The following is a 9,292-nucleotide window of genomic DNA, read 5'->3' as shown; positions in this document are numbered from 1 at the left end:
GAAGTGAACCTGGCCAAGGGTGATCTGCAAGGTGCAGGTCAGGCCTTTGCCAAGGTTTCGCAGCTGTATCCCAAGCACAACAAAGTGCCGGACTCGCTGTACAAGCTGGCTGACGTAGAGCGCCGCCTCGGTCATACCGACAAGGTCAAAGGCATTCTGCAGCAGGTGGTGTCCCAATATCCGGGCACTTCCGCCGCGCAGCTGGCCCAGCGTGATTTACAGCGCATGTAAGCCTGTTCATCCGTGTTTTGAAGAAACCCGCGCTTGTCGCGGGTTTTTTCGTTAGAATTCACGCCCTTTTTCTGAAACACGCTTCTTGTGGTCTACGCGTTGGCGGGATTGCCTGAAGTGCCTGACGGAGGCGGACAGCCTGTTTAGCTGTTACGCCCGTGGCGACTATGCAAGACACATTGAGAATTACCGAAGTTTTCTACTCGTTGCAGGGGGAAACTCGGACTGCCGGGCTGCCCACGGTTTTCGTGCGCCTGACCGGTTGCCCGTTGCGTTGCCAGTACTGCGATAGCGCTTACGCGTTCAGCGGCGGCACCGTCCGCACCCTCGACGACATCCTTGAGCAAGTGGCCGGTTATCGTCCGCGCTACGTTTGTGTCACCGGCGGTGAGCCGTTGGCTCAGCCGAACGCCATTCCTTTGCTTGAGCGGTTGTGTGATGCCGGTTACGAGGTGTCGCTGGAAACCAGCGGCGCCCTAGACGTATCCGCTGTCGATCCGCGTGTCAGTCGCGTCGTCGATCTGAAAACGCCGGGCTCGAAAGAAGCCCACCGCAACCGTTACGAGAATATCGAACTGCTGACCCGCAACGATCAGGTGAAGTTTGTCATCTGCTCGCGGGAAGACTATGACTGGGCGGTATCGAAGCTGATCCAGTACGGGCTTGATCGACGGGCGGGTGAAGTGCTTTTCTCCCCAAGTCATCATGACCTCAATGCCAGGGATCTGGCGGATTGGGTGGTGGCAGACAACCTGCCAGTGCGGCTGCAACTGCAGTTGCATAAATATCTATGGAATGATGAGCCGGGGCGCTGAGATGATTGAACAATTGAACACTACCGAAAAACGTGCCGTTATCCTGCTTTCGGGCGGCCTCGACTCGGCCACCGTCGTGGCGATGGCACGCGCCGAAGGCTACGCCTGCTACACCATGAGCTTCGATTACGGCCAGCGCTCGCATGCCGAATTGCACGCCGCCGCCCGCGTTGCTCGCGACCTGGGTGTGGTCGAGCACAAGGTCATTGGCCTGAATCTCAACGGCATGGGCGGTTCGGCGCTGACTGACACCAGCATCGAAATTCCAGAAGAGCTGGGCGAAGGCATTCCGGTGACTTACGTGCCGGCGCGCAACACGGTTTTCCTGTCGTTGGCATTGGGTTGGGCCGAAGTGCTCGGCGCCCGCGACATCTTCATCGGCGTCAATGCAGTGGATTATTCCGGCTACCCGGATTGCCGTCCCGAGTTCATCGAGTCGTTCGAGCGCATGGCCAATCTGGCGACCAAGGCCGGCGTGGAAGGCAACGGCTTCCGCATCCAGGCGCCGCTGCAGAACCTGAGCAAAGCGCAGATCGTTCAGGCCGGCGTGAAGCTTGGCGTTGATTACGGTCTGACGGTTTCCTGCTATCAGGCCGACGATGACGGCCGCGCCTGCGGCAAATGCGACAGCTGCCGCCTGCGCGCTGAAGGCTTCGCGGCAGCTGGTGTGGACGATCCAACCCCTTATTTTTGATTTTTTCAAAAAAGGTGTTGAATAGTCCTTAAAAATCAGTATTATACGCGCCACCACACAGCGGGTCGTTAGCTCAGTTGGTAGAGCAGTTGGCTTTTAACCAATTGGTCGTAGGTTCGAATCCCACACGACCCACCATTTTTGGCGGTTTAGAAAATCCGGAAGGCCCACGAAAGTGAGGATTTCCGGGTTTTTTTTTGCCTGCAATTCTGGCCTTCAATCTTTCATTGCGGCCCGATCTGACATAGGTCAGATTCATCTTTTGTATCAACGGGATATTCTGTAGCCTTGCGCAGCTTCAACGCTGTCCCGTGCCTGATGATACTCACTCTCCCGGCGGTACCCTCTAGTGGTCCGGAGCCGGGTGTATACTCGACTTTCGCGCGAATGCGCCTGCAGGTCTTGCGAACATGACGCAGATTTCCGAACGCCTCCTGGTTCAAGCCCACCTCGACGCCAAACAGCCGAAACCGCTGACGGCAGAAGAGGAGGCTTATTACCGTTCCGCCATCGCCGCCGAGCTCAAGGCTCAGGACGCGGTGCTGGTCGCCCACTTCTATTGCGATCCGGTGATTCAGGCCCTGGCCGAAGAAACCGGCGGCTGTGTTTCCGACTCCCTGGAAATGGCCCGCTTCGGCAACGCCCATCCGGCCAAGACCGTGGTGGTCGCCGGGGTGAAATTCATGGGCGAGACTGCAAAAATTCTCAATCCGGAAAAACGCGTGCTGATGCCGACCCTGGAGGCGACCTGCTCGCTGGACCTGGGTTGCCCGGTCGATGAGTTCTCGGCGTTCTGCGACCAGCACCCGGAACGCACCGTGGTGGTGTATGCCAATACTTCCGCCGCCGTGAAGGCTCGGGCTGACTGGGTGGTGACTTCGAGCTGCGCACTGGAAATCGTCGAAAGCCTGATGGACAACGGCGAGACGATCATCTGGGGCCCGGACAAGCACCTTGGCACTTACATTCAGCGCAAGACCGGCGCCGACATGCTGCTTTGGGATGGTGCCTGCATCGTTCACGAAGAGTTCAAGTCCAAGCAGCTCGAGGACATGAAGGCGCTGTACCCGGACGCAGCAATTCTGGTGCATCCGGAGTCGCCGACTTCGGTGATCGAACTGGCGGACGCCGTCGGTTCTACCAGTCAGTTGATCGCCGCCGCGCAAAGCCTGCCAAACAAGACCCTGATCGTCGCCACCGACCGTGGCATCTTCTACAAGATGCAGCAGCTGTGCCCGGACAAGGTCTTCATCGAAGCGCCTACCGCCGGTAACGGCGCGGCTTGTCGCAGTTGCGCACATTGCCCGTGGATGGCCATGAACACCCTTGAGCGCACGCTCAAGAGCTTGAAGGAAGGCACCAACGAGATCTTTGTCGATCCGGCGCTGATTCCCCAGGCGATCCGCCCGTTGAAGCGCATGCTGGATTTCACCCAGGCAGCGCGGATGAAGCTGGCCGGTAACGCCTGAGTGAACCCCTTGTAGGAGTGAGCCCTGTGGTGAGGGGATTTATCCCCGTTGGGTGGCGAAGCCGCCCTAAATCAAACACCGCGCCATATCAGGGATACCGCGTGGGCTCCTTTACGGCTGCTACGCAGCCGGACGGGGATAAATCCCCTCGCCACAGGGGGGACTCTTGAGTATGGAAATTATTTGCTCTTCTTTGGAATCCGCACCACGCGCGTATCCGAATAAATGTCATGCCAGGTGCGCTTCTGCTTGTCGAACAGTGACCAGAAGAAACCCAACCCGATACACAACCACGACGCGATCGACACCATAAAGCGCAACAGCGCCTGCCACAGGCTGATGGCCGTGCCGTTGGCGTTCTGCACGCGGATCCCCCATACCTGCATGCCCAGTGTCTGCCCGCCATGGGTCCAGAACTTGGCGAAGAAGCCGAACAATACCAACAGCAGCACCGTGGAATACAGCGGGTCACCATCGAGCTGGCCGGCGTCGGTCATCACCCGCAGCCGTTCTTCGCCAATGATCGCGGCCTGGATCAACTTGTAGATGAATCCGGTGACGATCAGCAGGGCGGTGCACAGCAGGAAGTCGTAGAACATTGCCGCCAGACGACGACCGAGAGCAACGGGAGGAAAGTCCCCTTGCGGCGTGAGCAGGTGTTTCGACATGGCAGCCTCAAGGCGTGAATGGAAGCGCCATTTTACGGATAAGCGCGCACAAAAAAGCCCCTGATATCAATATCAGGGGCTTTTTCGTATCAGAAGATCAGGCTTCTGCTTGTACTTCGTCAGCCTGCATGCCTTTCTGGCCTTGCACGGCAACGAAAGTCACCTTCTGGCCTTCTTTCAGGCTTTTGAAGCCGTTGCCCTGAATGGCGCGGAAATGTACGAACAGATCCGGACCGCTTTCTGGAGTGATAAAACCAAAACCTTTCTCGTCGTTAAACCACTTGACGGTACCGCTCTGACGTGTGGACATTTCTTATTTCCTTTGACGCATAAATTGATGACAGCCCCTTTCACATGAAAGAGTACTGGAGCTGGTTGCAAGGAGTAAGAAGACGTCGAGCGGGATGTAGCTAACTTGTAGGCTACTGCCCAGGTCACGATTCCAAGCTGACCCATGCAAACACAGTGGACAAACTCTACGCCAACTACGGGAGAAAAAACAAGCCCTGGGAAGGCCCCGGTTTTACTGCTCTTCATGGCAGTTCGTCAGCAAATTAGTTCCGTCTTAGACGATTGTCTGGTCCTATTTTCAGCAAACGTTATAAGCAACGTTCATATTCGAAACGGATGTTAAAAAACGCACTGTTTTATGGCGATTGCGTTACACATTAGTGCACGTTTAACGCAATCGCGTTACTTATAGAAACAGTCGATCAACCGCGATAGTAGCGTTGTGGAACAAATGGCATTTTGCTTACAAGCATTTGCACCTTTTTCCCACGGACGATGGCCCACACAGGTGTATCGAGCGCGACGTAAGCGCTGTCAAGGTATCCCATCGCCAATGGCCCGCCCAAAGTCGGACCAAAGCCACCGCTGCAGACGCTGCCGATGATCTCGCCGGCCTCGTTGACGATCTCTGCGCCTTCACGCACCGGGGTACGCTCCTGTGGCAGCAGGCCGACACGTTTGCGTGCGACGCCGTTCTGTTGCTGCGCGAAGATCTGCTCGGCGCCCGGGAAACCGCCGGCCCGCGCTCCATCGGCGCGGCGGGGCTTGGAGATCGCCCACAGGAGGCTGGCTTCGATCGGTGTGGTCTCGGTGTTCATGTCATGGCCGTACAGGCACAGGCCGGCTTCCAGACGCAGCGAGTCGCGGGCGCCAAGGCCGATGGCCTGGACCTCTGGCTCGGCGAGCAGGGCGCGTGCTAGTTTCTCCGCTTCAGCGGCCGGTACCGAGATTTCGAAACCGTCTTCACCGGTGTAGCCCGAACGGCTGACAAAGCAGTCCACGCCCAGCAACGACACACGGTTGAACTGCATGAACGTCATCTTCGCCACGTCCGGCGCAAGACGCGCCAGCACGGTGACGGCTGCCGGACCTTGCAAGGCGAGCAGGGCGCGCTCTTCGAACAGCGCCGTAATGGTGCACTGATCGCCGATGTGTTTTTGCAGATGCGCGAGATCCTGATCCTTGCACGCGGCGTTGACCACCAGGAACAGCTCGTCATTGCCCAGATTGGCGACCATCAGGTCGTCGAGGATGCCACCGCTTTCGTTGGTGAACATCGCATAACGCTGCATGCCCACCGGCAGGTCGATGATGTCCACCGGCACCAGGGTTTCCAGGGCTTTGGCCGCATTCGCACCGGTCAGGCGAATCTGGCCCATGTGCGAGACGTCGAACAACCCGGCTTGCTCACGGGTGTGCTGGTGTTCTTTCATCACGCCGAGCGGGTATTGCACGGGCATGTCGTAGCCGGCGAACGGCACCATGCGCGCGCCGAGTTCGAGGTGCAGTGCGTGCAGCGGGGTTTTCGAGAGTTGTTCGGTGGACATGCATGGCTCCTTTGAATTTGGGTTGCGGGTGAGAGGCAAGATCAAGAGCCCCTCACCCCAGCCCTCTCCCGGAGGGAGAGGGGGCTAGTTACGTTTGGCTGAGTTCGTAATCAGCATTCGATAATGTTGACCGCCAGGCCGCCGCGGGCGGTTTCCTTGTATTTGCTTTTCATGTCGGCGCCGGTCTGGCGCATGGTGCGGATGACTTTGTCGAGGGAGACGAAATGCTGACCGTCGCCACGCATGGCCATGCGCACCGCGTTGATCGCTTTCACCGAGCCCATCGCGTTGCGCTCGATGCAAGGCACCTGCACCAGACCGCCGATCGGGTCGCAGGTCAGGCCGAGGTTGTGTTCCATGCCGATTTCCGCGGCGTTCTCGACTTGTTGCACGCTGCCGCCGAGCACTTCGCACAGAGCGCCGGCCGCCATCGAACAGGCCACGCCGACTTCACCCTGACAACCGACTTCGGCGCCGGAGATCGAAGCGTTTTCCTTGTAAAGAATGCCGATCGCGGCAGCGGTCAGCAGAAAACGCACGACACCGTCGTCATTCGCCCCGGGGATAAAACGCATGTAGTAATGCAGCACCGCCGGAATGATGCCCGCCGCGCCATTGGTGGGCGCAGTAACCACGCGCCCGCCGTTGGCGTTTTCTTCGTTGACCGCCAACGCATAAAGATTGACCCAGTCGAGCACCGACAGCGGATCGCGCAGCGCCGATTCCGGGTTCTTGCACAATTGCCGGTGCAGCGCCGCCGCCCGGCGTTTGACCTTCAAGCCGCCCGGCAAAATGCCTTCGTTACGGCAACCAGCGGCAACGCAGTCCTGCATCACCTGCCAGATTTTCAGCAGGCCGGCACGGGTTTCGGCTTCCGGGCGCCAGGCGCTCTCGTTGGTCAGCATCACCTGGCTGATCGACAGCCCGTAGGTAGCGCAATGACCGAGCAAGTCCTTGGCGCTTTTGAAGGGGAAGGTCAGTGGCGTGGCGTCTTCGACGATGCGATCGGCACCGGCGGCATCTTCATCGACAACAAAACCACCGCCGACCGAGTAGTACTCGCGACTGCGGATCTGAATCCCCGCTGCGTCGAAGGCGCGAAAGATCATGCCGTTGGGGTGATAGGCCAACGGTTTGCGGATCATCGCCAGATGTTCTTTCTCGTTGAACGCGATGTTGTGTTCACCGAGCAGATTCAGTCGGCCATTGCCGCGAATTTCTTGCAGGCGCGCGGCGACGGTTTCGGTGTCGACAGTGTCCGGGTGTTCGCCTTCGAGGCCGAGCAGCACGGCTTTGTCGCTGCCGTGTCCTTTACCGGTAGCACCGAGCGAACCGTACAGCTCGACGCGCACGCTGGCGGTGCTGGTCAACAGGTTTTCGCGGCGCAAGCCCTCGGCGAAGCGCGCAGCCGCGCGCATCGGGCCGACGGTGTGAGAACTGGAAGGACCGATGCCAATCTTGAACAGGTCGAACACGCTTAACGACATAGGGGCTCCTGCGGAGCAGTTGTGAGCTTCAAGCTGCAAGCTGCAAGTAAAAGCGGATCGGGTTTTCCTTGCGGCCTCTATAAGGCCTCAGTGCATGCAGCAAGACACAAGCCGCAAGTTAAAAGCAGATCAGCCCTTACTTGCAGCTTGCAGCTAGAAACTTGCAGCTGCCGCTCTTAAGCGTAGCTTTCGATCGACGGGCAGGCGCAGACCAGGTTGCGATCGCCGAAGACGTTGTCGACACGGCCGACCGGCGGCCAGTATTTGCCTTCGATCAGCGATGCGACCGGGTACACCGCTTGCTCGCGGCTGTACGGGTGGGTCCATTCGCCAACCAGTTCCGCTGCGGTGTGCGGGGCGTTTTTCAGTGGGTTGTCTTCCTTGTCCAGGGTGCCGTTTTCCACTGCGCGGATTTCTTCGCGGATGCGGATCATCGCGTCGCAGAAGCGGTCCAGTTCTTCCTTGGATTCGCTTTCGGTCGGCTCGATCATCAGCGTGCCGGCGACCGGGAACGACATGGTCGGCGCGTGGAAGCCGAAGTCGATCAGGCGTTTGGCGACGTCATCGACGCTGATGCCGCTGCTGTCTTTCAATGGACGCAGATCAAGAATGCACTCGTGCGCCACCAGGCCGTTGCTGCCGGTGTAGAGCACTGGGTAATGCTCTTCGAGGCGACGGGAAATGTAGTTGGCATTGAGGATCGCCAGTTGCGAAGCGCGCTTCAGACCGGCGCCACCCATCATGCGAATGTACATCCAGGTGATCGGCAGAATGCTTGCGCTGCCGAACGGTGCCGCGCAGACCGCGCCTTCCTTGCGTTCCATCTGGCCGTGGCCAGGCAGGAACGGGGTCAGGTGCGATTTGACGCCAATCGGGCCGACGCCCGGGCCGCCACCGCCGTGCGGGATGCAGAAGGTTTTGTGCAGGTTGAGGTGCGAAACGTCGCCGCCGAACTTGCCCGGTGCGCAGAGGCCGACCATGGCGTTCATGTTGGCGCCGTCGATGTACACCTGGCCGCCGTTGTCGTGAATGATCGCGCAGATTTCGCGGATGCCTTCTTCGAACACGCCGTGGGTCGACGGGTAGGTGATCATCAGCGCGGCGAGGTGTTCGCGGTGCTCAATGGCTTTGGCGCGCAGGTCTTCAATGTCGACGTTGCCACGGGCATCGCACGCGGTGACGACCACGCGCATGCCAGCCATTTGCGCGGTGGCCGGGTTGGTGCCGTGGGCCGACGACGGGATCAGGCAGATGTCGCGGCGCTCATCGCCACGGCTCTGGTGGTAGGCGCGGATCGCCAGGAGACCTGCGTATTCACCTTGCGAACCGGCGTTCGGCTGCAGCGAAATCGAGTCGTAACCGGTGGCGGCGCAGAGCATCGCTTCCAGCTCATCGGTCAGTTGCTGGTAACCGGCGCTTTGTGCGGCTGGGGCGAACGGGTGCAGCGCACCGAATTCGGCCCAGGTCACCGGGATCATTTCGCTGGCGGCGTTGAGTTTCATGGTGCACGAGCCCAGCGGGATCATCGTGCGATCCAGCGCCAGGTCCTTGTCCGCCAGTTTGCGCAGGTAGCGCATCAGCTCGGTTTCCGAGTGATAACGGTTGAACACCGGGTGGCTGAGGATCGGCGACTGGCGCACCAGCTCAGCAGGAATGGTGCTCTGCACCGAGGCGGCCAGCGCAGCGAAGTCCGGCAGGGTCTTGCCGTCGGCGAACAGGCCCCACAGGGTTTCGATATCAGCCTGAGTGGTGGTTTCGTCGACCGACAGGCCCAGACGTTCAGCGTCGATCACACGCAGGTTGATCTGCTGAGCGTGCGCCTTGTCGTGCAGCGCGGCGGTGTGCGCGCCGGTGGCAACGGTCAGGGTGTCGAAGAAGTTTGCCTGCTTCACTTGAGCGCCCAGCGCGGTCAGGCCCTTGGCCAGAATCGCGGTCAGGTGATGCACGCGGTTGGCGATCTGGGTCAGGCCTTTCGGGCCGTGGTAGACGGCGTACATGCTGGCGATGTTGGCCAGCAGCACCTGCGCGGTGCAGATGTTCGACGTGGCCTTCTCGCGGCGGATGTGTTGCTCGCGGGTCTGCATCGCCAG

The 9,292-nt window shown here is 59.6% G+C and carries 9 protein-coding genes and 1 tRNA gene; 5 read left to right on the top strand and 5 right to left on the bottom strand.

The window, feature by feature from the left end:
- The 5 genes from D8U60_RS26645 to nadA form a co-directional block, all read left to right on the top strand.
- A partial coding sequence (locus D8U60_RS26645; protein ID WP_130901341.1) for a tetratricopeptide repeat protein occupies positions 1-231 on the top strand: 231 nt, incomplete at its 5' end.
- Between the two features lie 167 nt (positions 232-398).
- Positions 399-1,046 carry a 7-carboxy-7-deazaguanine synthase QueE gene (gene queE, locus D8U60_RS26640; protein WP_041479789.1) on the top strand — a complete coding sequence of 216 codons (648 nt, stop codon included), beginning with the start codon at positions 399-401 and terminating at the stop codon, positions 1,044-1,046.
- Position 1,047: 1 nt separating this feature from the next.
- Positions 1,048-1,740, top strand: coding sequence for a 7-cyano-7-deazaguanine synthase QueC (gene queC / locus D8U60_RS26635; protein ID WP_122611761.1), 693 nt, complete (start codon positions 1,048-1,050; stop codon positions 1,738-1,740).
- Positions 1,741-1,802: 62 nt separating this feature from the next.
- Positions 1,803-1,878: transfer RNA gene (locus D8U60_RS26630), tRNA-Lys, on the top strand.
- A 272-nt stretch (positions 1,879-2,150) separates the two neighbouring features.
- Positions 2,151-3,209, top strand: a complete 1,059-nt coding sequence (gene nadA, locus D8U60_RS26625) for a quinolinate synthase NadA (RefSeq protein WP_016773509.1) — start codon at positions 2,151-2,153, stop codon at positions 3,207-3,209.
- A gap of 179 nt (positions 3,210-3,388) precedes the next feature.
- Here nadA and D8U60_RS26620 read toward each other — a convergent pair whose 3' ends face one another.
- The 5 genes from D8U60_RS26620 to gcvP all read right to left on the bottom strand — a co-directional run.
- Positions 3,389-3,877 (bottom strand): RDD family protein, encoded by a 489-nt coding sequence (locus tag D8U60_RS26620; RefSeq protein ID WP_016773510.1) that lies wholly within the window; start codon positions 3,875-3,877, stop codon positions 3,389-3,391.
- Positions 3,878-3,974: 97 nt separating this feature from the next.
- The gene (locus D8U60_RS26615; RefSeq protein WP_003227496.1) at positions 3,975-4,187 is read right to left on the bottom strand and encodes a cold-shock protein; all 213 of its coding nucleotides are present in this window, start codon (positions 4,185-4,187) and stop codon (positions 3,975-3,977) included.
- Positions 4,188-4,590: 403 nt separating this feature from the next.
- Entirely contained in the window at positions 4,591-5,715 is a 1,125-nt protein-coding gene (gene gcvT / locus D8U60_RS26610; RefSeq protein WP_130901340.1) for a glycine cleavage system aminomethyltransferase GcvT, read from the bottom strand.
- A 110-nt stretch (positions 5,716-5,825) separates the two neighbouring features.
- Positions 5,826-7,202 carry an L-serine ammonia-lyase gene (locus tag D8U60_RS26605; RefSeq protein WP_024014080.1) on the bottom strand — a complete coding sequence of 459 codons (1,377 nt, stop codon included), beginning with the start codon at positions 7,200-7,202 and terminating at the stop codon, positions 5,826-5,828.
- A gap of 176 nt (positions 7,203-7,378) precedes the next feature.
- Positions 7,379-9,292: aminomethyl-transferring glycine dehydrogenase (gcvP, locus tag D8U60_RS26600; RefSeq protein WP_130901339.1), on the bottom strand; the 1,914-nt coding region annotated here is incomplete at its 5' end.

The sequence above is a fragment of the Pseudomonas sp. Sample_11 genome, assembly GCF_004307505.1.
Lineage (GTDB): Bacteria > Pseudomonadota > Gammaproteobacteria > Pseudomonadales > Pseudomonadaceae > Aquipseudomonas > Aquipseudomonas atacamensis.
Note: the sequence above shows the minus strand (reverse complement) of the source record. Positions and strands in the feature narration are given on the sequence as shown.